At 60.5% G+C, this 25495-nt stretch carries 17 protein-coding genes; 10 read left to right on the top strand and 7 right to left on the bottom strand.

The annotated features are described in order from the left end of the window. Nucleotides 1–31: 31 nt before the first annotated feature. A complete protein-coding gene (locus tag BLU52_RS19335) occupies nucleotides 32–1393 on the bottom strand; it encodes a carbohydrate porin (protein WP_090285961.1) in 1362 nt (453 codons plus the stop codon). A 301-nt stretch (nucleotides 1394–1694) separates the two neighbouring features. Between BLU52_RS19335 and BLU52_RS19330 the strand changes: the two genes are divergently transcribed. Next, nucleotides 1695–1925, top strand: coding sequence for a VF530 family protein (locus BLU52_RS19330; protein WP_090285959.1), 231 nt, complete (start codon nucleotides 1695–1697; stop codon nucleotides 1923–1925). A 1-nt stretch (nucleotide 1926) separates the two neighbouring features. Then, on the top strand, nucleotides 1927–2565 hold the full coding sequence (locus BLU52_RS19325) for a Pr6Pr family membrane protein (protein WP_090285956.1): 639 nt from the start codon (nucleotides 1927–1929) through the stop codon (nucleotides 2563–2565). Between the two features lie 87 nt (nucleotides 2566–2652). Here the strand turns inward: BLU52_RS19325 and BLU52_RS19320 are convergent, their stop codons facing one another. Both BLU52_RS19320 and BLU52_RS19315 read right to left on the bottom strand, forming a co-directional pair. Continuing rightward, complete coding sequence (locus BLU52_RS19320) at nucleotides 2653–3441, bottom strand: siderophore-interacting protein (RefSeq protein ID WP_090285954.1); 789 nt, start codon at nucleotides 3439–3441, stop codon at nucleotides 2653–2655. Then, complete coding sequence (locus BLU52_RS19315; protein ID WP_090285952.1) at nucleotides 3438–4013, bottom strand: PadR family transcriptional regulator; 576 nt, start codon at nucleotides 4011–4013, stop codon at nucleotides 3438–3440. The genes BLU52_RS19320 and BLU52_RS19315 overlap by 4 nt, the downstream gene beginning before the upstream one ends. Before the next feature lie 509 nt (nucleotides 4014–4522). Here BLU52_RS19315 and BLU52_RS19310 point away from each other — a divergent pair. The 6 genes from BLU52_RS19310 (at nucleotide 4523) to BLU52_RS19285 (ending at nucleotide 11445) form a co-directional block, all read left to right on the top strand. Beyond that, nucleotides 4523–5014 carry a CS1 type fimbrial major subunit gene (locus BLU52_RS19310; protein WP_090285949.1) on the top strand — a complete coding sequence of 164 codons (492 nt, stop codon included), beginning with the start codon at nucleotides 4523–4525 and terminating at the stop codon, nucleotides 5012–5014. A gap of 112 nt (nucleotides 5015–5126) precedes the next feature. Then, nucleotides 5127–7649, top strand: a complete 2523-nt coding sequence (locus BLU52_RS19305) for a CS1-pili formation C-terminal domain-containing protein (RefSeq protein ID WP_090285947.1) — start codon at nucleotides 5127–5129, stop codon at nucleotides 7647–7649. Nucleotides 7650–7651: 2 nt separating this feature from the next. Then, nucleotides 7652–8866 (top strand): hypothetical protein, encoded by a 1215-nt coding sequence (locus BLU52_RS19300; RefSeq protein WP_090285944.1) that lies wholly within the window; start codon nucleotides 7652–7654, stop codon nucleotides 8864–8866. A 44-nt stretch (nucleotides 8867–8910) separates the two neighbouring features. Then, nucleotides 8911–9654 carry a pilus assembly protein gene (locus BLU52_RS19295; protein WP_090285942.1) on the top strand — a complete coding sequence of 248 codons (744 nt, stop codon included), beginning with the start codon at nucleotides 8911–8913 and terminating at the stop codon, nucleotides 9652–9654. A 32-nt stretch (nucleotides 9655–9686) separates the two neighbouring features. After that, nucleotides 9687–10199 carry a CS1 type fimbrial major subunit gene (locus tag BLU52_RS19290; protein ID WP_090285939.1) on the top strand — a complete coding sequence of 171 codons (513 nt, stop codon included), beginning with the start codon at nucleotides 9687–9689 and terminating at the stop codon, nucleotides 10197–10199. Nucleotides 10200–10218: 19 nt separating this feature from the next. Beyond that, complete coding sequence (locus BLU52_RS19285) at nucleotides 10219–11445, top strand: hypothetical protein (protein WP_090285936.1); 1227 nt, start codon at nucleotides 10219–10221, stop codon at nucleotides 11443–11445. A gap of 48 nt (nucleotides 11446–11493) precedes the next feature. Here the strand turns inward: BLU52_RS19285 and BLU52_RS19280 are convergent, their stop codons facing one another. Both BLU52_RS19280 and BLU52_RS19275 read right to left on the bottom strand, forming a co-directional pair. Beyond that, on the bottom strand, nucleotides 11494–16605 hold the full coding sequence (locus tag BLU52_RS19280) for a dermonecrotic toxin domain-containing protein (protein ID WP_090285934.1): 5112 nt from the start codon (nucleotides 16603–16605) through the stop codon (nucleotides 11494–11496). A 192-nt stretch (nucleotides 16606–16797) separates the two neighbouring features. Continuing rightward, nucleotides 16798–19935 (bottom strand): transglycosylase domain-containing protein, encoded by a 3138-nt coding sequence (locus tag BLU52_RS19275; protein WP_090285932.1) that lies wholly within the window; start codon nucleotides 19933–19935, stop codon nucleotides 16798–16800. 555 nt (nucleotides 19936–20490) lie between these two features. On the opposite strand from BLU52_RS19275, the gene BLU52_RS19270 reads away from it, so the two are divergent. After that, on the top strand, nucleotides 20491–21912 hold the full coding sequence (locus BLU52_RS19270; protein WP_090285930.1) for an amino acid permease: 1422 nt from the start codon (nucleotides 20491–20493) through the stop codon (nucleotides 21910–21912). A 51-nt stretch (nucleotides 21913–21963) separates the two neighbouring features. On the opposite strand, the gene BLU52_RS19265 is transcribed toward BLU52_RS19270, so the two are convergent. Next, complete coding sequence (locus BLU52_RS19265; protein WP_090285928.1) at nucleotides 21964–23583, bottom strand: FMN-binding glutamate synthase family protein; 1620 nt, start codon at nucleotides 23581–23583, stop codon at nucleotides 21964–21966. Nucleotides 23584–23744: 161 nt separating this feature from the next. Beyond that, nucleotides 23745–24545: a helix-turn-helix transcriptional regulator gene (locus BLU52_RS19260; protein ID WP_090285926.1), complete on the bottom strand. Its 801-nt coding sequence runs from the start codon at nucleotides 24543–24545 to the stop codon at nucleotides 23745–23747. 124 nt (nucleotides 24546–24669) lie between these two features. Here BLU52_RS19260 and BLU52_RS19255 point away from each other — a divergent pair, with 124 nt between their 5' ends. After that, nucleotides 24670–25491 (top strand): carbon-nitrogen hydrolase family protein, encoded by an 822-nt coding sequence (locus tag BLU52_RS19255; protein WP_090285924.1) that lies wholly within the window; start codon nucleotides 24670–24672, stop codon nucleotides 25489–25491. Nucleotides 25492–25495: the final 4 nt, after the last annotated feature.

The following is a 25495-nucleotide window of genomic DNA, read 5'->3' as shown; positions in this document are numbered from 1 at the left end:
AGGCTCACTCCTACAGGAGGTTGCGTATTCTTTAGAACGACGACTGGATCTTGATCCCGCCGATCAGGGCGTCGTCGACGTCGTTCACGCCACCGGGGTGGCGGATGTATTGCAGGTTCGGGCGTACGGTCAGCCAGTTCGTCACGTGCACGCCGTAGTACAGCTCGGCGCTGTATTCGGTGTCTTGCGGTGGCAAAAAGGACGGATCGTCGTAGTCATACACGGCGTTGGCGCGATTGCTCGCTTCGGCGTTCTTGCGATAGGCCGGGTTGACGTGTACGCGGGCCAGGGCGAAACCGATGTCGTCCCTGGCGCGCGCATCGAACGGGCCTTTATAGGTGAGGCCGGCCTGCACGTAGTTGTCGATCGCATTGGTTTTCTTGTCGTGCATTGTTGCGTTGGCGAACACGCTCAGGCCGCGGCTGTTGTCGCTGGCCACGCTGGTGATCTGCTGCTGGACGCCCAGCCACACGCCGTGTTTGCTCGACGCACTGCGGTAGGCTTCGCCGCTGAGGGCGGCTGGCCGGTCGTTTTGGTCTTTGTAAACGTCCGACGCCTTGGCGTTGCTGTAGTAATAACCGGCGCGGTATTCGCCCGGCAGGCCGTTGAGCTTCGGCGTCCACACCAGTTCGATCGGCAGGATCGCCCCCTGGGTGCCGCTGCCGCTGAGCTTGAAACCGTTGCCGCGATCAAGGTTCGACGGGTTCTGCTCGTAAGCGCCGACCTGCGCGTACAGCTCTGGGGTCAGGTGGTATTTGACCCGCAGCGCCCACTGGCTGACCGGCCAGTTATACCAGATGCCGCCGACCCAGTTGCCGACCTGCGAGCCGCAGAACGCCAGGTTCTGGAAATCGCAGGGGAAGCTGTTGAAGTCTTCGCCTTCGCCAAAACGGCCGACCTTGATGTCGAGTTTCTGATCGAAGAATTTCTGTTGGTACCACATTTGCGTCAGGCGCGTGGTCTGGCCACGGCCCCAGACTTCCTGAGCGGAAGTGAAACCACCGACCCGTGGATCGTTGATGCGGTCGTTACTGATGTTGTTGCCGCTGCGCTTGGTGATGGTCAGCTGAAACTCGGCGTCGTCCCAACCGAGGATCTTCTGCAGGTCCAGGTGCGTGCCGAGGCCGAACTGGTCGCTGTAACGCGCAGTGCGGTCATGGTCGTAGCCGCCGTGCAGGTTGCTGCCCATTTCGCCGGTGTAGTCGAGTTTGAAGTCGTAGCCTTTTTCCGAGAGTTCGGTGCGCGTGCCGTTCCAGTCACCGAGCATGTACGGTGATTCACTGTCGAACGCGGGCGCCGCTTGCGCGCAAGTGGCGAGGCCCAGCGCAGTGCAGCCGCCAAGGATGCGCAAGGTGGAGATAGCGCTGTCTCGGGAGAAGGAAAAATCAGCCATGGATAAGTCTTTTTTTGATGTTTTGGGAGTGCAATTTCGGCGCTTCAATATGACGCAGGCAGTGAAGCGATTCAGCGGAAGGGCGGCAGGATAATGATCTGTAACAAATTGAGAAAGGGCTTTTGCAGACATGCAGCGTTTCGGATTCGGTAACAGTGCGGCAAACGGGCGCATTGTTGCTCGCTTGCCGGCCTGCGATGTTCTCCGGTTGACCTACATTTACAGCGAGGCCTTTCACCCGATCCTCCCCTCGGCTAAGGTGCGCGGCTTTACGCATTTTCACTTCGCTCGAAGGCCTGGCATGAACGAACCAACCCCTGATCCGCTGCACGGCGTGACCCTTGAACAGATCCTCAACGCGCTGGTGACCCACTACGAATGGTCGGGCCTGGCCGAGCGGATCGATATCCGTTGTTTCAAGAGCGATCCGAGCATCAAGTCGAGCCTGACGTTCCTGCGCAAAACCCCGTGGGCGCGGGAGAAGGTCGAACGTCTTTACGTCAAGCTGATGCGCACCAAGCGACCGCTTTGAGATGGACGCAACTTGGCGTCAGCGCCTGATCACCTGCGCCGCTGTTTTGGGCTGGGCCGGATTGGGCATTCAGCTGTACCTGATTTTCTTTGCGCGTCTGAGCGTCGGCGCGAGCCTGCTTGGCGGGCTGGTGAGCTTCTTCAGTTACTTCACGGTACTGACCAACACGCTGGTGGCGACGGTGCTGACCTGTGCCGTCACAACGCGTGACTCGGCGGCGCGGCGCTGGTTCTTGCAGCCATGGGTGAGCAGCGGGGTGGCGGTGAGTATCGCCGTGGTCGGCCTCGCCTACAGCCTTTTGCTGCGACATTTGTGGCATCCCGAAGGCTGGCAGTTCATCGCTGACGAATTGCTCCACGACGTGATGCCGCTGCTGTTTCTCGCGTATTGGTGGTACTGCGTTCCCAAGGGCACGTTGCGCTTGTGGCATTTGCCGCTGTGGCTGATCTATCCGCTGGTGTATTTCATCTACGCCTTGCTGCGCGGGCATCAGCTTGGCGCGTATGCGTATCCGTTCATTGATGTGGCGGTGCTGGGTTATCCACAGGTGTTTATCAATGCCGGGGGGATATTGGTGGGGTTTGTGCTGATCGGCCTGTTGGTGATCAGCCTGGATCGACGACGTTCAATGCAGGAGTGAGCCTGCTCGCGATGGGGGAGTGTCAGTCAACAGAAATACTGAATGTCAGACCGCTATCGCGAGCAGGCTCACTCCTGCAAGGGGATCTCATTCCTCCTCGGGAGTGCCTTCGGCACGCCAGTAGCCGGCAGCCTTGATGAACTGCTCATCGAGCCCGTGCTCATCGATCAGCACCCGGCGAATCTGCCGTGAGACTTTCGTTTCCGTCGCGACCCACGCATACAGATTGCCCTTGGGCACCTGCAGTTGTTTGACGGTGGTCAGCAGGTTGTCCTTGCCGCCTTCGCGCAACACCCAGATCACATTGACCTGAGCGGCGCTTTCCAGGCGTTGCTGCTCGGCGCCGTTTTCCACTTCCACCACCACCAGCGCCTTGCGATTGGCCGCCAGGCCTTCGAGGCGACGGGCGATGGCGGGCAGGGCGGTTTCATCGCCGATCAGCAAGTAGCTGTCGAACATGTCCGGCACGATCATCGAGCCACGCGGGCCGCCGATGTGCAGAAACTGGCCGGGTTGCGCCTGCTCGGCCCACGTCGAGGCAGGGCCGTCGCCGTGCAGGACGAAGTCGATGTCCAGCTCCATTTTTCCCAAGTCGTAGCGACGCGGGGTGTAGTCGCGCATTTCCGGTTTTGATCCGTCGTCCTTGGCGGCGCCGAGTTCCATGTTTTCCAGCGCTGCTGCTTGCTCGGCGTTCTGCGGGAACAGCAATTTCACGTGATCATCGGTGCCCAGGCTGATGAAGCCCGCCAGCTCCGGCCCGCCGAGGGTGATGCGGCGCATGCGCGGCGTCAGGTCAACCACGCGCAACACTTGCAGCTTGCGACGTTTGATTTCATGCATGACGCGGTGAATGGTCAGGGTATCGACGGCGGTCATTCGGCAGTCTCCGGGGCAGGTCGCGCGGCGGGGCCGTCGACGATGGCTTTGGCAGTGTTGTTGAGCAGGTCGCGCACACGCAGGATTTCTTCCGCGCTCCAGCGTCCGTGGTGCATTTGCAGAGCGTGGCGCAGGTTGTGCACCGCCTCGTGGATTTCCGGCGGCCGGTCGTGACCGCGCAGCGAGCGTTTGCTGACCTCGATGCGCATGCGTACGCCGTCCAGCGCCACCGCTTGTTCCTCAAGCGAGACACGACCGGCGTCGGTGACGCTGTAGCGTTTCTTGCCGCCCTCGGCGTCGCCGCTGATCAGTTCGCTTTCTTCGAGAAAGGTCAGGGTCGGGTAGATCACCCCGGGGCTCGGGCTGTAGGCGCCGTCGAACATGCTTTCGATCTGGCGGATCAGGTCGTAACCGTGGCACGGCTGTTCGGCGACCAGCGCCAGCAGCAGCAATTTCAGATCACCGGGGGCGAATACCCGTGGACCACGGCCACCGCGTTCGCGGCCGGGGCGGCGGTCGAAGCCGTCACGGGGGTCACCGTGTTCGCGGTGGGGGGAATGATGGTCTCTCATTTCAGTCTTCTCTCGTCGTGTTTAGATACAACGTAAGATATATCTTAACGAGGGTGCAAGACGTTTTTTCTTGGCGGTCTGCGTGGCTGACGAGCGGCAGGCGCCGGCGAAACGCAAGCACAGGGATTTCGTAAGCAGAGCCGCGCGCAATGACCGGAAAGTTAAAGTCATGGCTCTAGTTGCTGTAGAGTATAAGTTCTAAAAGTTGTGAAGTTACTGCCGGGGCGGGGCGAAGTTGCTGTATGGTTTTTTAACTAAAACTGTCTGTAGGGCATCGCTTACAGTTACTGTTTCGAATATCGCTATTTAGCTGTTTTTTCTTGCAGGTCATAGGGTTGTTTAACTACGAGGTTGTCGGAAGTTGCCTGCTTACTTTCCAGAGTGGACAGCCGATGATGCGCCCACATTGAAAGTTCAAGTTGATCTGGCTCAACTCGAGCGACGACTCGGGCAGTGTCTGCTTGAACTTTCAATGTTCATCCCCCTATCAAGCAAACAGGTACATAACGATGTTCAAGAAACTTGCAATCGCCGCTCCACTGGCTCTTCTGGCAATGACCTCCACTGGCGCATTCGCCGCCGGCGAAGCGTCGCACTCGATCAGCCTTGTCGCGCATGTGCCGACCAACGGTTTCTACGTCGTGCCGACTGACCCGGATCTGGTCAACAAGGACCAGGACATGAGCTACCAGCCGACCACCGGCAAAATGGCCGACGTCAATGGTTTCTTCGACGTGCGTAACAACAACGGTTCGGTACACGCCAGCCTCGAAAGCCAGCCGAAGCTGATTTCCGGAAATACCTCCATTGATCTGCAAGTAATGCTCAATAACAAAGAGCTGACCCTGACCCCGCAAATGGTCGTCGGTGAGTCCGAGTCGGACGTCAACTACCGTGCGCCGCTGAAAATTTCTGCCAAGGGCAGCAACTTCCAGCCGGGTGATTACACGGGTTCCGTGGCAATGATCTTCGACGCTGTGCCACCGGTCGGCGGCAACTGATCGACTGATCAGGTTCATAGCGCTCGCTTTCACGCGTGGCGCCAACCGACGGGGCAAACAGTGATGTGTGCCCCGCCGGACTTTCATTGTCAGTAAACCAGAGTACGAGTTCATGTTCCCGATGACCCCCATCGCGGCTGCGCTTGCGCTGTTGTTTTGTGCCAGCGCAGCCGTCGCATCCAACACCGCCGGTACCACGCCACGCAGTCTGCTGGCGCAGGCCAAAGGCTTGCCAGCGGATTTCGAGGAGCATTTCTTTGATGTGCCGCTGGCGGTGCGGGTCGAAGTCGACCAGCAGCCGCTGGGCGAAGCCATGGTGGTGTTGTCCCGCGATGATCGCATCACCCTTCTCGAATTCACCGACACCAGTGAAAACCGTTTCGGCCCGGCCGAGCGGGAAAAGTGGGCGAGTTATCTCAAGCCCGGCGTGCCCTTGGGTGGGTGCAGCGGTTCCTGCCCGGATCAGTTTCTGGCCGTGCACTACAACCTGGAAGACTCACTGGTTTCGATTGTCACCGAAAACGCCGAACGCGACGTCGAGGCCAAGCGCTATTACGAGCAGCCCAGCGGCGGCAGCAGCGGCCTGATGGTGCGCAATCAGCTCAACCTCAACGGCGGTCAGGATCAGGACCTCGGTGGGCGGTTCGGCCTTGAAGCCAGCGCCAGCCTGGGCAACTGGAGCCAGACGCTCAACCTGCAAATGGCCCGTCTCGGCGGCCCGGACGACAAGCTCTATCACGCCGTCCACGAGTTGCACACCCAACGCGAACTGCAAGGCAGTTTTGTCCGTCTGGGCTATTTCACCCCCAATTCCGAAGGGCTGACGCGCCAACCGCGCACGTTCGGCACCAGCCCTGACACCGCTGTCGGCGTGATGTACGGCAGCTCCGACAGCCTGGCCATCAACAGCCCGATGCCCAGCGTGTACCCGATCTATGTCACCGCCAATCGTCAGGGCTCGGTAGAGATCTGGCGCGACGGCTTGCTGATCAACACGCAATCGGTACCAGCCGGGTTGCAGACCCTTGATACCCGGCCGTTGCCCGGCGGTATCTATGAAGTGGAAGTGCGCCTGATCGAAGACGGCCAGATCACCTCCACCACTCAGGAGCTGGTGTACAAGCCCAGCAACTGGCGCAACCTCGACGAACGCTGGCGCTACAACCTGTTTGCCGGCGAAGAAAGCAAACTGCTGAGCAACTGGGACACGCAATCGAGCGGCAGCCCGACCGCCGGTGCGGCGGTGAACTACTTGCTGCATCCGCGGGTGATTGTCGGCGCATCGGCGCGGCAGATCCGCGAAAAACTGCAGTACGGCACGTCCATCGACTGGACGCTGGCCAATCACGTCAGCCTCTACGCCAACGTCTACAAGACCGAGGATTACGGCACTGGTCTCGATCTGCAGAGCCTGTACAACTACGGCGCCGGCAGCATCGTCGTCAGCCACAACCGCAGCTGGCTCGACACCACCAATACCTACGACACCTTGCCCGATGGCACCCGCATTCGCCCGCGCAACGTGTTCATCGGCCAGACCAGCAATTCTTCGCTGGCGGTCAACCATCGAGTCAGCAGCAAGAGCTCGGTGAATGCCCGAGTGGCCCACAGTGAGGGCAATGTCGAGGGTTTGGGTGTCGACCTCGGCTGGACCCAGCGCACCACGCTGCTGGGCAGTGACGCCAGTTGGCGCTTGTCGATCTTCGATCGGCCGGGCAGCTACAGCACTGGCGATGCGCGCAATCGTGGTGTCGACCTGAGCATCAACCTCGCGCTCGGTGCGCCCGGCCAGCAGATCACCGGCAGCATCGGCTCGCGCACCGCCCGCGATGGCCAGCGCGACAATAATGCCTCGCTCGGCTGGCGTCGGGACTTCAAGGATCACGTCCTGCAGAACGTGTCGGTCACCGCACTCACCGACACCTATGGCCTGGGCATGTCCGGCCTGACCAATTTCCGTACCGATGCGGTCAGTGGCGACGCGTTTGTCCAGCGCTCCTCGTACAACGGCAACTACACCGGCGGCCTCAACGTCGACAGCACGCTGGTCATCGGCGGCGAGCAAATGCTCCTGACCAGCCAGAGTGAGGTGCGCGGCGCCGGGCTGATCGTCGACGTCGAGTCGGACATCGACGATATCGTCCTGCGCGCCGATGACTACAGCGGTGGCGGTGCGGCGCTGAAGCCGGGGCGCAATTTCATCCCGATCACCGCGTACCAGAACAGCTCGGTGAGTTTCGACTTCGAAGGCAACAACGTCCCGGCCGCGACCATCGAGCCGGCACGTACCCGTTATCACCTGAACAAGGGCGGCGTCGAGTACCGCAAGGTGCGCGTGATGAAAACCTTCACCGTGCTCGGTCGACTGGTCAATGCCCAGGGCCAGCCGCTCAAGGGCCACCACGTGATCAACCACGCCAGCCGTGGCGTGAGCGAAGTCGACGGGTTCTTCTCGATGGAAATGAATGCCGGCTCGCCGACCCTGGAAGTGCGTCAGGGCAATCAGTTGCTGTGCCAGTTCCGCCTCAACGAGGCCGACCATCGCAGCGAAAACGACGTGCTGATGATTGGTGATCTGCGCTGCACACCGGACACTCTGGCGGATGTCACGGTTACAGAACGGAAGGCGGGTTGATTATGAAAACCATCACAACCGGTTGCGCTTTGTCGCTGGGCTTGCTCATGTCCACCGCACAGGCCGCCAGCCAGGAAATTCGTGCGACGTTTCGCCCGGACCCCTCGCAGCCGAGCAAAAACATCTTTATCAACCAAACGCCGAACAGTGGTTATTGCGCGGCCTACCCGGGGCAATGCGCGGATAACGCCATGTTCAGCATCCAGCTGCCGGTGCGTTTCACTTCCAACGGCGCCATCAAACCCCACTGGGGGGTTGGGCTGAAAGTACCGGCTAACTGGCGGCAATTGACAGTCACCAATGCTGACACGCAGGAAACGGAAATCGTCGAAGTGCGCATTATCGGTATCGGTTCCAACTATGTGCTGAGCGATCCGGCGCACGAACTGGCTGGCGTGAGCGATGTGTTGGAGGGACATCAAAGCCTGTGGGACGGCAGCAGTTGGGTGTATGCATCCACGCCTTGTCAGTACAGCGGGGTCGGCGCTTATACCCCGATCAGCTACCGTTTTTTCTGGAAAGCACCTGTGGAGGCGTACTGCACCAAGAAGACCCGATTTGGCATCCCTTCAATGTATTTCGATACCCTCGACTTCGCTTATGAGCTGCGCACGCCCAATCCGCTGGGTATGTCATCGGGGCTGTATACAGGATCGATGGACTATAGCGTCGGCAACGGCGGCGATTTCGACATCGGCGGAGGATTTCGCCCGGACGACGACAGCCTGACCCTCGACTTCGTCCTCGACGTACAGCACACGCTCAAGATCGACCTGCCGCCCGGCGGCAACAACGTCACGCTGGAACCCGAAGGCGGGTGGGCACGCTGGATAAACAGCGGGCGCAAGCCGAACCGGATCTTTCGCGACCAGCCGTTTCACATTTCGGCGTCGTCACGCTTCAAAGTCATGCTGCTGTGCAATTCGCCAGGCAACAACATATGCCGGCTCGGCAGTCCGAAAGGTAACAGCACCGAAATCCTTGTTTCGATGACGTTGCCGCCAGGCATCACCCATAGTGGGGGGCTGGAGGTCGTCCGCCTCCCACTGCGTAACAACAATTGGATCGGCCCCTTTCAACCGGGCCTGTATCTGGACCGCAAGCCCGGTGCCATCCATTTCGAAATGATGCCGCGAGTCATCGAAGACTTCCTCAGACCCGGCATGAATGACCGTCTGCGCGGCAACGTCACCGTTATCTGGGATTCGGAAGCATGAGCCTTTCAATCCGCGCCTTCGCAACCCTTCAGGAGTGTTCAACGATGAACCGTGGTTTTCTGCTGGGCGTGCTCAGCCTGTTTTGTCTGACCGCCGAGGCTGGCCCGCAGATCAATGTCGGCACCGTGTACGACTATCTCGACGCCGATAAAAGTACCTACCTCAAACGCATATTCAACAGCGGTGACGCCACCGCGTTCGTGAAAGTCAATGTGCTGGAAATCGTCTACGCCGCCGACGGCACCTCGCGGGAAATCGCCATCGAAAACGCTGCCGACGGTGCCTCGCGCAACGGCTTGATGGCCAGCCCGGCGCGGTTGATCGTGCCTGCGCAGGGCATGCAGGGCACGCGGTTGCTGTACATGGGCGAACGCGATCGCGAGCGCTATTTCCGCGTGCGTTTCGTGCCGGTGGTGCCAGAAAAGGAAGATGAATTCGTCGTCACCAACGAAGAGCGCGAGGACTACAAGAGTTCGCTGTCGGCCGGGGTCAATGTGATGACCGGGTTCGGCACGATCTTCTTCGTCCGGCCCAAGGATGCGCGTTACGACACCGTGATTAACGACAGCCCCAGCCGCTACGAACTGCGCAACAACGGCAACACGGTGATCATCGTCGACGAGTTCAAGAGCTGTTCGCTGACCAATGACAGCGACTGCGGCGCGACCACCAAGCACCACGTGCTGGCCGGCAAGACCTTCGCTTTCGACAAGGAAAAGGACCGCGAATACCGCTTCTTTCTGATCGAAGGGGCCGAGAAAAAGGCCCTGAATATCGCCAGTCGCTAGGTCCGTTTCCACTGACGCATCGGGTAATCACCATGATCAAGCAATGCACCACCGCCGCGCTGATGCTCGCCACCGGGCTGACCGGCGCGTTGGCGTGGGCGGCTCGGGAAGAGCACACCTTCGAAGTGTCGCTGACCATTCCCAGCCGACCGTTTTATGTCATCCCTGCCGAGCCTGACTGGATTCACCGGCCGCAGCAGTTGTGGTGGGATTATCCCAAGGCAACCCTGGGCAGCCTGGAAAAGAATTTCGACCTACACCATGACAGCAGCGCCATCAACGCGCGCCTGCTGTTCGAGCCTTACCTGGAAAATGGCCGGCCCAATGAAGCGATCATGCTGCGGGTCACGTTCAACAATGTGCAGCTCAATTCTCAGCCTGTTCCCCAGCAAGTGGTCTCCAGGGAAGAGGCCGCCACCGGCAAACGCGTGGCGTTGAAGATCGAACCGATCGAGCCGGCCGGTGGTTACCGCTCGGGTGATTACAACGGCAATGTGTTGCTGATGTTCAGCGCCGCCGCGCCGTCCGGGGAGCTGGAGCCATGAATCTCAGGCGAATACAACCATGAAAAAAATCACTTTCGCGCTGGGGCTGCTGTTGATTGCGAGCGTTCCCGAGGCGCAGGCAATGAATCAGGAGATCCGGGCGCTGTTCCAGCCTGACTCGTCGAAGCCCACCAAGAACGCGTTCGTCAATCAGACGCCGAACAGCGGTTATTGTCAGACGCACCCGATTGAATGCGCGAATTTCCGCATGTTCAGCATTCGTGTGCCGGCACGTTTCACCTCCAGCCGCTACGTTGGCATCGGCGATTCGGTCGGGGTGAAAGCCCCCGCCGCCTGGCGCAATCTGGTCGTGACCCACGCCCAGACACAGGAATCGGAAATGCTCGCGGTGCGCATCATCGGGGTTGGTTCCAATTATGTGTTGAGCAATCAGGCCATGGATCTGGCGGGTGGCAGCACCCCGCTGGAAGCCCATGGCAGGCTCTGGACCACGGGCAGCTGGGTAAATGGTGTTGCCCGTCCCTGTACCTATAGCGGCGTCGCCGACCATGGGCCGGAAACGTTCCGATTCTTCTGGAAAACCCCTTTTGACGCCATGTGCGCGAAGGTCCCGGCGTACCACATTCCCTCCATGGCTTTCGACACGCTGGATTTCGCCTACGAAATGCTGACGCCCGATCCGCTCGGCATGGCCTCCGGTCGTTATGTCGGCTCGCTGACCTACACCCTCGGTCCCGGCGGGGATTTCGACATGGGCCCGCTGATGCAAGCGGACGATCCCAGCCTGACGCTTGATTTCGTGCTGGACGTGCAGCACACCCTGAAAGTGGATATTCCGCCGGGAGGCAACCACATCGTTCTGGAACCCCAGGGCGGCTGGCGCAGTTGGCTGGACAGCGGACGCAAGCCGGTGCGTCTGTACCGCGACCAGATATTCCATATTTCCGCATCGTCGAAATTCACCATGAAGCTTGAGTGCGAACATGAGCTGGGTACGGGGGCCGGATGCGCCATTGTTGACCGTGACACCGGGTTCGCCGGGGGCGTGGACGTCAGCGTCAGTTTGCCCAACGGCTTGACCGACAGTGCCGGTCAGGCAGTCAGACGTTTCCCGTTGGGTCGTGAGATCAGCCCTGCGTTTCAACCGGACTTTTACGTTGATCGCCGGCCGGGGACGCTGCACTTCGAAGTCAACAAGAGCTGGACCGATTGGCTGATCAACAACGCCAAAGGCAGACCGTACACAGGCAACATCACGGTGATCTGGGATTCGGAAGTCGGTTAGGCCAGCCCGGCCAACGTTTGTCAGGGCTGGCCGAGCGCAACGGCGCGGTCAGAGGCCCGCTCTGGCGAGCGCCTCGCGCGTCAGGCGGCGTGACAGCTCCTTGCGTTGGTAACCGATGCCGATCAACAGCTCTTCGTAACGTTTGTCGCTCATCGGTGCATCGTCGAGCAAATCCGCAGTGTCACCAATGCCTAACTTGGCGGCGAGGGCCTTGATCTTGTCCGAAAGTGTAAATAAATCGGTCTGCTTCTGCGGGTTGGCCCACTCGGCCTTGGCCTCGCGCAGTTCATCGAGCCAGCCTTCCTTCGGCTCGAACGCGCTGGCATTGCGTTCGTATTGGTCCGGGTAGGTCTTGTGCAAATGCTCCTCCCAGAAATTGTCGTAATACAAATCGAGCATGCCGTTGACCAGACCATCGCCCTGTTCGGCTTTGATGATCGTGCCGTAAGCGACGTCGATTTTTTTTGCGCTCACCCCGGAGCGTGGCCGGTACAGCATGCCTTCTGATTGCCAGGGCAATTGCAGGCGCTCAGCCAGCCCGGTTTCGAACGCCATGTGCACCTCCACCTCGTCCGGTGCCAAGTTGCGCGAGTCATATTTGTTCAGTTGCACTTGAGTCTTGTATTCAAGCGCCGCTTCGTCCGTCACACGGTTCAAGCGCGCCGCCGCGCGGGCCAGGCGCACGAGCCTGTCTTCAAGTACGGCAGGCGATGTCGATTCGCCGTAGGCCTTGGACACCAGCACTTTCATGCCCAGCGAGTTGAACAGTTGCGCACCCAGATCGCCGCAGTCGTCCGGGCTCACGATCTGTTTGAACAATGTCTCGCGAAGCTTCGCATCCGCCGCTGCGGCATCGACCATTTCCCAGACACGCTGGGTCAGGCGTCTACGCCCTTCGACGGTGGCGTAATCGGCGCTTTCTCTTTGCTTGCGGATCACGCTGAAAAAACCGGCTGAATCAGGTTCGGCCATCAGGTCATGCCAGGATTCCTCGCGGTATTTGCTCAGCGCTGACGGGCTGAACGTGTCAGATTGTTGGGGCAGCGATCGCCAGTGGCTGATCTCGTCATTGGCCGCGGGGAAATAGTCCTGCACAAATGCCAGGCCCGTGGAGGTGCGGTAGTTGCCGTAGCGCACACGATCTTCATTGGACAGTCGCGAAGTGTTGAACCGCGCCCGACCGAGTATGCGTGCCTGTTCGGAGCCGGGTTCGACCTCGGGCAATGTTTTGATGGGGGCGTCGCGCATGTCCAGCATAAAGCTTCGCGGTCGCTGTTTATCCACAGTGCCAACCTTGAACAAACCGTCGGGCCAGGTTTCGATACCGGTATGCGCCAGACTCAGTTCGGTCAAATGATCCATGCGCCCGACATCGGGCGCCAGCTCCAGCGGGTTGCCGTTCAGATTCAGCGTGCGCAACTGCTCCAGCTTGCCAAGCTGTTGCCGCGATTCGGATGTCAGTTTGATTGCGTTATCGGCCAGATCCAGGTCCTGCAAAGGACGCATCAGCCCGATGATGTCCGGGAGCGCCTGCAACTCACACTGCCGAGCGCTCAGTTGGCGCAGGTTGGGCAGGCTGCTGAGCAGCGCGCTTGGATCGCCGGAAAGGTTTGCCCGATCAAGTCTGAGCCCGGTGATGCGATCGAAGTACTGCTTCATTTTCGGACGTTTGCGCAGGTCGCTCCACCAGCGTTCCAGATCATGGCTCAGCAGATCCGACGACAGATCGAGCGTGTAGCCTTGATCGGGATGGATGCTGCGCTCGCCAAAGATCTCGCTGCGGCGCTCGAAGCATTCGCTCAGGCGCGACTCGATAAAGTCGCCGCCCTTGTGCAGGTAGTCCGAGGAGAGGCCCGGATAACCGGTTTCCGGATCGACCTCGGTATAACTGCTGCGCCAGTCTGTCAATTCGTTTTGCAGATCCTTGCGCTCCTGCTCCAGCCGTGCAATGGCGTCCTTCGGCTCGCCCCGGCGCGTCAACGCTTCGAGGAAAGTGCTGGCCTCTCTTTCACTCATGGTCGCAAAGAGGTCGCGGATTCTCTCCTCGGGTGTCGCGCGCCTCATGAACCTTGGCAAGCCCCGTACCAGCGTTTCGGTTTCAATACTGATTACCGGGCGAATCGGTGGTTCTGCGAGGACCGTGCGGCGCTCGGCGGGGGCTGCCGCCAGCTCCATCAGCCAGACTTTCAACGCGGCGCCCTGACCGCGCCGGTAGCCGATGCTCGTCAGTGTTTCGTCAGGCAGGGCACGCAAGATCGCTTCATGAAACCCGGCGGCGGCATGCAGCGAACGGGCGTTGGCGTCGAATACTTCGTAGCGGCCGCGTTCATCCTTGATCAGGCGCCTGAACGTTTTCGCATCGTCCGGTCCGCTGCTGCAGCGCAATGGCCCGTCAAAGGTGCCGTCGCGCACCTCGATGCGCAGATTGGCAAAGGTGTCGGTGTGCAGCCGCAGGGTGCCGAGCGCCAGGCGTTCGCTGTCGGCGCTCAATGGCTCGTCGCGGTAAAAACCCTCGTAGGCCCGACTGGTTCTGGCTTCGAAATCCAGTTCGCGCCCCTGGTTTTTCAGGCGCAGCGGCAAGCGTTGTTCGTTCAGGGTGCGCTGCCGCTCGCTGGCGCTGGCCTGGGCGAGCAGCTTTTCGCTCAGCGGCAGCGGCAGCTCGGGGAAGGTTTTGCGCACCACCTGCAGGTCAGCCTGAGTGGTGCGGTCGGCGGCTTGGTAGAGACGCTTTGAAACATCGCTGCGGCGCTTGTCGACGGCATCGGCAAGCACATCGCGCAGCGCTTGCAGCCGTTCGGCTGCGGGCACGTTTCGGCCCAGCAGCGTGCGCATCTGCCCCTCGTCGAGGAAGGTCAGCAGACGTTCCGGCAACTGTCCGGCATTGAGTTCGGACTGGGTCATGCTCAGGGTGTTGGCGGCGCTGGCGTTCGGGTTGCCGTATTGCCGCGAGTAGCCATCGAGGTGCTCGTATTGCACCTTCAATGCCCGTTCGTAGGGCCAGCCCGGCAGACTGGTGGCAATCGGTTCGAACCAGTCCGACTCAGGCGCGATCGGCCTGCCGGCGCGGATATTGGCACTGGCGAGCTGTGCATCGTCGTAGGCGGCGAAACGCGTAAGACTGTCGGTCAACAAGGGTGGCGGCGGGCCGCTGTCGCTGTGCATCCGGCGCAAGTGGTGGTGGCCGGTACCGCTGCTGACGCGGATCTGCTCCAGCTGGGCCGGCGAGAAACGCTCGGCACGATGGCCCAGGCGCGGCATCAGCGCGCTGTCGTGCCAATCTGCCGGATTCTCCGCCTCGTGCCGCCAGGCGCCGTGTTCATTGTGCTCAAGGAGCGGCTTGTAGGCATTGGCGCGTTCGGGGTGGTTGACCCGCCAGGTTTTCACCTCAGGACGCGACGAGGCTTTTTCCACGCTGAAGAGTTTGCCGTCCAGCGGCAGGATGCGCTCGCGGCCATGCGCGTGCAGGCCATGCGGGTCGGGGTTCGAAGCCGCATCGAGTTGCAGATCTGTTTTTTCGTAGGGGCCGAGGTCGGGGTTCCACAGCGATGCATTGCCATCAGGCAAACGCACTGGTTTCATGCCGTCCACCAGCGGCGATAGCTTGACCTTGAAGGCGCCGGCAATTTCCGCACCCGCGCCAAACGCAGCCAGTTCGATCACGTTGGTGACCACGCTGATGACATGCTCGCCGGCTTCCTGCCAGAGGCCCTCGGCAAGATCGACGATGCCTTCGATGACGTCGCTGGTCAGTTGGTAAGCGGTGTACACCATCATCAGCTCGCCCAGTCCCGGCACGAAAGGGGTGGCGATCAGCAGGGCGACATTGAAGATATCGGAAACGATTTTCTTGAAGTTGTCCCACCAGGCCCAGCGCGCCTTGCTGTCGGTGTCGGCGGTGGAGACGGCGATTTCCCGAGCGTCATTGAGAATCTTGTTGAGCTTTTGCTGATAGGCATGGCGCCAGTAATCGCCTGGCACTTTCAGCCGTGCGAATTGCAGGTGAGGATTTTCCACAGCGTCCTTGCGCCATGCCGGGCGCTGATCGGTCGGGTCGGTCCGTGGGTGATAGCGGGTGATGAACAGGCGTTGATCCAGATCGGCGAAAAAGTGCCCGCGCTGCTGCTGGTCGACGAACTGGCTGAAAAACTGCCGGTAGGTCTGTTGCGTCGCGTCGCTGAAGCGGTCTTCGCGCAGCTGTCGGGCCAGTTCATCGCGGAAGGCTTTCAGCGAGGCGTATTCCTTGAGCGGGTGGTCGGGGTCGTGGGGGATGTAGACGATCAGGCGGCGAATGCCGCGGCTGTCCTGTTGCGCATGGGTCAGCAGCAGAATCCCCGTCAATCGGGTGCCGAGCAGCGACAGGTCGGCACAGTGCATTGAGCGGCCGTTGAGCATCAGCGGCCGTTTCTCCTCGCTCAGGTTCAAGACCATCTTGTAGGCGTCGTAGGTGATGTCTTCCTTGATCAGCGCCAGGTGCGCGGCGGCGCTGAGGGCATCTTTCTGGCTTTGGCTGACCTTGTATCGCAGGAAGCCTTCGGCGAGCGGTTCACCGGGCAGCAGATAGCTTTCCAAATGCTTCTTGTACTGCGCGCCGATGTCCAGCTCACGGCACAGCTTCTGAAAATCGCCGATCGGCATCGCGCGTTTGATCGGCAGAATATCGAAATGCCCGCGCTCGTCAGGCTTGCTGATGTAGTCCGAGTCACGCCCGACCGTTTCACGGCTGGCGAAGTTGTGAAGCGCAGCATCGAGCAACGACACCGTGCGGGTGACCGCGCCCTCGGAAAAATTGATCGCGTACCAAGGGGTTTCCGCCGGCAGATAAAGGCGCAGATACGTGCTTTTGACGTCCGGTTCGATGCCATGAAGCGCTTTGATTTTTGCCTTCAGCAACGGTTCGGCGAAGGCATACAGGTCGGTTTTCGCCAGCAGATGATCGACCTTGTTCTGAGAATTCCACGCCTTCAGGTTGGCCGCAGCGAGTTTTTTCAGCCAGGCAGCGGGCGCCGAGGTGTACCAGGCCTGAGGCTTGAGGGACACGGCGGCCAACGCGCGTGCACGGCTGAGGGTGGCGGTCTTGAAACTGTCGTCAACGGCAGACTTGATGAATTCGTAATGCCGGCCTTTGTCCGGATTTTCGGCAGGCAGGGGAGCGGGAGACATGGCCAATCATCCTTGATCGTTGAGGAATGATCAGCCTACCCACGGCGGGGCAAAACAAAAGTTCAAAGTTCGCCAGGCAAACGCTGCCACGGGCGACTAACCCGACGAAAATTCGAATCAGAAAAATACAGGAGTACCACCCGCCGCCGGAAAAAAACCTCACCCTGATTCAGAATGCCCCGACACGATTTGTTACCTCGCTGTAGGACGCGGCGTGTCGTTCAGCGCCACGCTCGCGGTCTGCGTCGGCTGGCATTGCGAGGCGCTGCCCGGTTGCAGATACGGCGTCAGGATCGGCGCCATGCCCTTGAGCACCTGCGTGGGCAGGGCCGAGGTGAACTTGAAGTTCTCTGCCGAGCGCCCGGGCACGAACGCGGTGAGGGTGCCGAAATGATGGTCGCCGATGTAGAACACGAAGGTCGCGGTGCGGTTGATCGACTTCGAACTGATGATGCGCCCGCCCGAGCCGATGGCCGCAATGCGGTTGTCTCCGGTACCGGTTTTGCCACCCATGGCCAGCGGCGTGCCATCGGCCAGTTTGAAACTGCCGGAAACACGTTTTGCCGTACCGGCATCGACCACCTGCGACAGCGCCTCGCGCATGGCTCTGGCAACCTCAACGGGCATCACCCGTTTACCGACATACGGGTCGTTGACCACTTTGGTTTCGTAGGGCGTGCCGGCGGCGAAATGCAGGCTGTCGATGCGCAGTGTCGGCATGCGCACGCCGTCGTTGAGGATGGTGCCGATCAACTCGGCGAGGGCGGCTGGGCGGTCGCCGGAACTGCCGATGGCGGTGGCCAGTGACGGCACCAGGTGATCGAACGGATAGCCGACTTTTTGCCAGCGCTGGTGAATATCCAGAAACGCTTCGATTTCCAGCATGGTGCGGATGCGGCTGTCGCGGGCGCCCTTGTGCCGGCTCTTGAACAGCCAGCTGTAGACTTCCTGGCGCTCGAAATGGCTGGCCTTGACGATCTCGCTGAAGGTGGCGTCCGGGTGGTGCAGCAGGTAGCCGATCATCCACAGGTCGAGCGGATGCACTTTGGCGATAAAGCCCTGGTCGGGCAGGTCGTAACTGCCGGGTCCATAGGCATCGTAGAGGCGGATCAAGCGGTCGTCGGTGAGTTTTTCATTGAGTTTGGTGCCCTTGAGGTGCGAGCGCACAAAGCGGTTGAAATCTTCCTGACTGGCCTCGGGCAGCAGATAGCGATGCACGGCGGCCATGCGGATCGGCGTCGGGCGCATACTGTCGAGAAAAGTGTCGAGACGCGCCTGGGTGTCCTTGTTCCGGTACTTCTTCCAGAACTTGAGCAGGAATGAAGTGCCTTCACGATCAGCGAAACTGGCCAGGTATTCCTGACGACGCGGGTCGCGATCATCCTTGAGCAGTTCGGCGTTCGGCCCGGAGTAGGTGGTGTAACGGACGATGTCGCGCATCAGCCGAATGAACGGCAGGTTGATCGATTCGCGAAGTGAATCGCGCAGGGTCGGCAGGCGGCCGTTGTCCTCTTTGCGAAAGTTGTGGAAGGTATGCAAACCGCCACCGGTGAAAAACGCCTGGCCGGGGCTGGCTGAATATTTGCGATCCAGCGCGGCGGCGAGCAGCTTCGACAGGTCGTGATCCTTATTCTGCATCAGATAATCGATGACCCAGCGGCTCAGCCGGTCCTGATCGGGCACCTCGACTTTCTTCAGCTCGGCTGCGCTCATCGCGGCGTACTTGTCGTGCAGCTCGGCGATGATTTGCAGGTAGGTGGTGAGTACACGCATTTTCGCCGTTGAGCCGAGTTCCAGTTTGCTGCCTTCGTTGATGTCGAAAGGCTGGTCGGTGCTGTCGGTCTGCACCCGCACGCGGGAACCGTCCGCAGTCAGCTCGAACAGGGTGAAGCTGTAACGCACCTGCGTGGTGCTGGTCGGCGTCAGCAGGCGCTCGCCGAGCAGGCCGATTTCCGCGGCGTAGGCCGGGTCGGCGAGTTTTTTCAGGTACGCGGTGGCCTGGGTTTGCAGGTCGCCCTGCAGGGTGCTGGTGGCGGACAGGTCGAGGCGATCGAGGTCGTACAGCGGCCGGTTGAGCATGCTTGCCAGACGACTGCGGGCGGCACTGATGCCCTTGTTGGTTTCGATCGGCTGAATCGTCGGTTGGGTCTGCCAGTCGCGGTACGACACGATGCTCGCCAGCGCGGCATCGGCGAGTGCGCTGTCGATCACGCCGTTCTGTTTGAGCAGGCGCAGGTGGCTGTCGGTCAGGCTGGCGAGATCCTCGCGGCCCTTGGTCAGGTAATACGAAGGGCGGCGCTGGGCGATCATCAACGAGAGCATTTCACGCAGGGCCAGGCCTTTGGCAGCCATGGTCTGCGGGTCGGTGGCCGGGCTGTTCAGTTGCTCGTTGGCCTTGGCAAAATCGCTGCCGTACCAAACCCGCAAGCCTTCAGCCATGCCATGCACTTCGCCGTGCCCTGGCACCGCCGACAGCGGCACACTGTTGAGGTAATCACGCACGATGTTCTGCCGTGCCCCCAAGGTCTGCGGCCCGTCTTGATAAGCGCGCACGCTGGCGGAAAACATCTGGCGCAGTTTCTCCGCGCCTGATGCGGTAAGACCTTCCGGCGAGTGTCGATATTTTTCCAGTTGCGTCGCCAATGTGCTGCCACCGGCCGATTGCCCCGGCAGGCGCAACAGCTTCGCCACCTGCGACCACGCGGCCATGCCGAAACGCGGCCAGTCCACTGCCGGGTTGGCCAGCGGTTGCTTCGGGTCGAGCAGAAAGCGGTTTTCGATGTACAGCAGGCTGTTGACCACCACCGGCGGGATGGCGGCGAAATCGGCATACAGCTGCTGCGGATAGTTGTAGCGGTACAGCGGCGCCGCGCGGCAATCGGTGATCGACAGGCCGGCCTGAATCTTTTCCGAATAGGGCACGAACAGGCCTTTGTCGGTGTAGCTGAGCAAGGCCGGGGAAAACCGCGTCTGTTCGGTAATCACGTAATTGCGCTTGAGCAAGCGCGGCAGAAACTCATCCAGCGAGCTGTACCCCAAACGCAGATCGAACGGCCCGTTGCCCGGATATCGAATCGCTTCGCTCGGCCCCGGTTCCAGTTTGTACGTCAGCGAGGCGGCGTATTGGCTGAGTTCGCGCGACTGAAAGCGCGAGGTGCGCATTTCTTTGGATGCAGCCAGCCCCACCACGATCGCGATGATCAGCAGCAACAACCAGAAAGCCTTCCACCCATGCCGATTGCGACGGGGTTTTTCAGGTACAGGCGCTTCATCCATACGTTCAGTCGGAACCACGGTTTTACTCGAATCGGTTTGCCATAAAGCGCCCATAGTCGATTGATCCATACACGCAGATTGATCGGACTTGTCTGAAGCTTAGACGGTGGTTGGCGCTGGCGAAGAAAATGTGGCGGGTGGGGCGCTGCGGATTACTCCATAAAGCGCTGTCGCCTTTTCAGTGCCATGGCGCGCAAGTTCGCCGCTGCTTGCCTCCTTCACGGGGTGACGCAGCGGCGGCGTTGCCGTAGACGTAAGAGCACCGCAATAGAGCGGTCAGCGCACACCTGACGGCGAAATCCGGGCATGACGATGCACCACTGCCGTGCAATACTCGGTGCCGTTAGAGATTGGCGAGTTTTCCTATGCGGCCAGTTGATCGGATCGATCTATCGGCTTAATGCGACAATTCTCGCTGAATCCCGTGTTTTTTAGAGTGAAAAGACCTGCAGCAAGGTTTTTATACTGACGTCCCGCTGATCTTTCAGGTTGCCCTGCAAGACGCGTCTGCCCACGAAGCCGACGCGGTTTCCTGCCCAGCCAAGGCCTATCGGTCGACGCTTCGAAACCCGGTGGTCATACCCAATAACAAGACGAGGTTGTACCCCTATGCCAGTTGGCAATTCTCTGCCGCACGGCGACACCGCTCAGGGCGGTCCGCTCAAACGTGAACTCGGCGAACGGCATATCCGCCTGATGGCGCTTGGTGCCTGTATCGGCGTCGGCCTGTTCCTCGGTTCGGCCAAGGCCATTGAAATGGCCGGCCCGGCAATCATGCTTTCCTACATTCTTGGCGGTCTGGCGATTCTGGTGATCATGCGCGCCCTCGGCGAGATGGCGGTGCATAACCCGGTGGCCGGTTCGTTCAGTCGCTACGCTCAGGACTATCTTGGCCCGCTGGCCGGTTTCCTCACCGGCTGGAACTACTGGTTCCTGTGGCTGGTGACGTGCGTGGCGGAAATCACCGCGGTGGCGGTGTACATGGGCATCTGGTTTCCCGATGTGCCGCGCTGGATCTGGGCGCTGGCCGCGCTGATCAGCATGGGCTCGATCAACCTGATTGCAGTCAAGGCTTTCGGCGAGTTCGAGTTCTGGTTCGCCCTGATCAAGATCGTCACGATCATTGCGATGGTCATCGGCGGCGTCGGCATCATCGCGTTCGGCTTTGGTAACGATGGCGTGGCGCTGGGCATTTCCAACCTGTGGGCGCATGGCGGTTTCATGCCCAACGGCGTGACCGGTGTGCTGATGTCGTTGCAAATGGTCATGTTCGCCTACCTCGGTGTGGAGATGATCGGCCTCACCGCGGGCGAAGCGAAGAACCCGCAAAAAACCATTCCCGATGCGATCGGCTCGGTGTTCTGGCGGATTCTGCTGTTCTACGTCGGCGCGTTGTTCGTGATCCTGTCGATCTACCCGTGGAACGAAATCGGCACTCAAGGCAGTCCGTTCGTGATGACGTTTGAGCGTCTGGGCATCAAGACCGCCGCCGGCATCATCAACTTCGTGGTGATCACCGCCGCGCTGTCGTCGTGCAACGGCGGCATCTTCAGCACCGGGCGCATGCTCTACAGCCTGGCGCAGAACGGCCAGGCCCCGGCCGGTTTTGCCAGGACATCGAACAATGGCGTGCCACGTCGCGCGCTGCTGCTGTCGATTGCGGTGTTGCTGCTGGGCGTAATGCTCAACTATCTGGTGCCAGAAAAAGTCTTCGTCTGGGTCACCTCGATTGCGACCTTCGGTGCGATCTGGACCTGGGTGATGATCCTGCTGGCCCAGCTGAAATTCCGCAAAGGCCTGAGCGCCAGCGAACGTGCCGGCCTCAAGTACAGGATGTGGCTGTACCCGGTCAGCTCTTACTTTGCGCTGGCGTTTCTGGTGCTGGTAGTCGGCCTGATGGCGTACTTCCCGGATACGCGCGTGGCGCTGTATGTGGGGCCGGCGTTTCTGGTTCTGCTGACGGTGTTGTTTTACGTGTTCAAGTTGCAGCCGACCGAGGTAGCGCAGGGCTCGGCGCGCTCGGCTTCTTGAATCAATAGCCAGTCGCAAAGCGGGCGTACATTGCTGTACGCCCGCTGTGTTTCAGGCAGCGGCCACTTCCTGCGGCTCAAAACTGTCCGCCCGCGCCATCTGCCACATCCGCGAATAGAACTCGCCGTTCACTTCCCCAGTAAGCAATTCCCCCGGTTTCAAAAACACGTGCAACTGCGAGAACAGCTTGATCTCGGTCGCCGACATGCGTCGCACCAGGTGCTTGGCCGACAGTTGCGACGGGTGCTCAAGCCCTGCGGCGGCGAGCATTTCCGCCAGCGCTTTGAGCGTGTTGCGGTGGAAGTTGAACACGCGCTGGGCCTTGTCCGGCACCACCAGTGCGCGCTGGCGCAGCGCGTCCTGGGTGGCGACGCCGGTCGGGCATTTGTTGGTGTGGCAGCTTTGCGACTGGATGCAGCCGATGGCGAACATGAAGCCGCGCGCGGCGTTGGCCCAGTCGGCGCCGATGGCCAGTACGCTGGCGATGTCGAAGGCGCTGACAATCTTGCCGCTGGCGCCGAGTTTGATCTTGTCGCGCAGGTTCAGGCCAACCAAGGTGTTGTGGACGAACAGCAGGCCTTCGCGCAGCGGCACGCCGATGTGGTCGGTGAACTCCACGGGCGCGGCGCCGGTGCCGCCTTCCTTGCCGTCAACGACGATGAAATCCGGAAGAATTCCGGTTTCGAGCATGGCTTTGGCGATGCCCATGAATTCCCATGGATGGCCGAGGCAGAACTTGAAGCCCACCGGTTTGCCGCCGGACAGTTCACGCAGTTGCTGGATGAAATGCATCATTTCCAGCGGCGTGGAAAACGCGCTGTGGCGCGACGGCGAGACACAATCTTCGCCCATCAGGATGCCACGGGTTTCAGCGATTTCCCGGGTGACCTTGTGCTTGGGCAGGATGCCGCCGTGACCGGGTTTGGCGCCCTGGCTCATCTTGATTTCGATCATCCGCACTTGCGGGTTCTGCGCCTGCACGGCAAAGCGCTCCGGGTCGAAACGGCCGTCGCTGGTGCGGCAGCCGAAGTAGCCGCTGCCCAATTCCCAGGTCAGATCGCCGCCGTGTTCGCGGTGATATGGGCTGATGCTGCCTTCACCGGTGTCATGGGCGAAGTTGCCGAGTTTCGCGCCCTGGTTCAGCGCGCGAATCGCGTTGGCGCTGAGTGAGCCGAAACTCATTGCCGAGATATTGAACACCGAGGCCGAATACGGCTGGCTGCATTGCGGGCCGCCGACGATGACGCGGAAACCGCTCGGGTCGCTCAGCGGCGCCGGACGCATCGAATGGCCAATGAACTCGAAACCCGATTGGTAGACGTCGATCAGCGTGCCGAACGGTTTGTCGGCAGTTTCGTTTTTCGCCCGCGAATACACCAGCGAACGCTGGGCGCGGGAAAAGGGCAGGGCATCGCTGTCGGATTCCAGCAGGTACTGGCGAATCTCCGGGCGGATGCCTTCGACCAGATAACGGATGTTGCCCAGAATCGGATAATTGCGCCGCACCGCGTGAGGGCTCTGCAGCAGATCGAACAGACCGATCAGACTCAAAACGCCGGTGACAGCGGTGATCGGCCACAGCCAGTCATGTTGCAGAAAGGGCAGGCTGGCGAGGGTGAACACCACGCAGACGGCAAAGAAGGCGTAGCGGCTCAGCAGTGACAGGCTCATACGGTTTCCTTGGGTTCGGACTCAAATGATGTGCAGTGGTACAAATACTGGTGGGAGCGAGCCTGCTCGCGAAGACGGTGGATCAGCCAACATGAATGTCGGATGTGATGGCCTCTTCGCGAGCAGGCTCGCTCCCACAGAGAGCAAAAAATTGCCAAAGATCAGGCGTTCTGTGCTTGAAGAAAAATCGAAAACAGCTCGGACTGGGACTTGATCCCGAGCTTGCTGTACATGTGTTTCTTATGGACTTTCACGGTTTCCACGGAGATTTCCAGCTTGCGGGCGATTTCTTTACTGGAGCAACCGCTGAGCATCAAGCGCCCGACATCCAGCTCGCGAGCCGTCAGTTGCGCGCCTTTGAGTTGTTGCACCGAGGCTTCCAGTTGCACCCGCCAGTCGGCAGGCGCCGGCGCGGCAGCGAGGGCGACGGTTTCGTTGATTTCGTACGGCAGGCGCTGGCGCAACAGGCCCAGCACCCAGGGTTGAATCAAAGACAGCAAGGCGATCTGTTGCCCAGTGAAAGGTTTTTCACTGCCCAGCGACAGGCACAAGGTGCGCTCGCCTTCGAGCTGGCAATTGAACTGGATTTCATCGGCGACCACATTCAGACGAAAGTATCGCTGGTAATACTCGGTCAGTTCGAAATGCTCCGGCGCTACTTCCGAGAGGCGATACAGGCCGGTGCGCGATTGCTCGCGGCAGGCGATGTAAAACGGGTCGAGCAGGTACAGGCCGCGCAGATAATCCTGAAACAACGGATCGGGGCTGCCGTCTTCGCCGGGGCTTTCAGCGAAGACTTGCGGGCGCTGATCAGCACTGAACAGCAACGCCACCCAGCTATCGAACGGCACGTACTGCTCGAGCAGACGCACCAGTTGCGCCCAGAAATTCGGCTTGTCGAGCGCATCGATCAGTTGCCCGACAGCGCGGTGCCAGGTGATGTCATCCAGCGAAAGTGTCATCGATCTACCCCTATCGGGTTACCCCAGCCGCGTAATTCCCTGGCCGGTTGCTTGCTGCGCATACTGGCCCACAGACAGAGGCCGGGCAATCTTTCCGCATCCGGTGCGATAACAAGGAACACTCATGAAAGTCGAACTCGCCCAACTGGCGGGCCGTGACAACGACACGGCGTACAACCTGCAACGTGCCTTGGCAGCCATCGCGGCGTGCGCGGCTGACACGCAATTGCTGGTGTTTCCGGAAACCCACCTGATGGGCTTCCCGAACAGCGAGACCGTGGCGCAAATCGCCGAACCCGTCGACGGCCCGAGCGTCAGCGCCGTGCTGGCGGCGGCGCGCGAACGCAATATCGCCGTGGTAATCGGCATGGCCGAGAACGACAACGGTCGCTTCTACAACACCACGCTGTTGCTCACCCCTGAAGGCATCGCTCTGAAATACCGCAAGACCCATCTATGGGCCTCGGATCGCGGTGTGTTCGAGCCCGGCGACCGTTACACGACCTGCGTGTGGAACGGCGTACGCGTCGGTCTGCTGATCTGCTACGACATCGAATTCCCGGAGTCGGCCCGAGCCTTGGCGCAACTGGGCGCCGACCTGTTGATCGTGACCAACGGCAACATGGACCCGTACGGCCCGACCCACCGCACCGCGATCATGGCCCGCGCCCAGGAGAATCAGGCGTTTGCGCTGATGGTCAATCGCGTCGAGACCGGGGATGACGGACTGGTTTTCGCCGGCGGCAGCGCGCTGGTCGATCCGCTGGGGACGCTTTTGTTCGAGGCCGGGCGTGAGCAAGGGCAGTTCAGTGTCGAGCTGGATTTTGCGCAGTTGCAGATTGCGCGCAGGGATTACCGCTATCTGGATGACCAGCGTTTGAAGTTGCCGGGGGAGGTGCTGGAGCGCGGCGATGGTGTTCGCGAATTGTTGATTCCACGCAGATAACCGC

This window comes from Pseudomonas granadensis, assembly GCF_900105485.1.
Lineage (GTDB): Bacteria > Pseudomonadota > Gammaproteobacteria > Pseudomonadales > Pseudomonadaceae > Aquipseudomonas > Aquipseudomonas granadensis.
The sequence above is the reverse complement of the archived record's forward strand: the minus strand, read 5'-3'. Positions and strand labels throughout refer to the sequence as shown.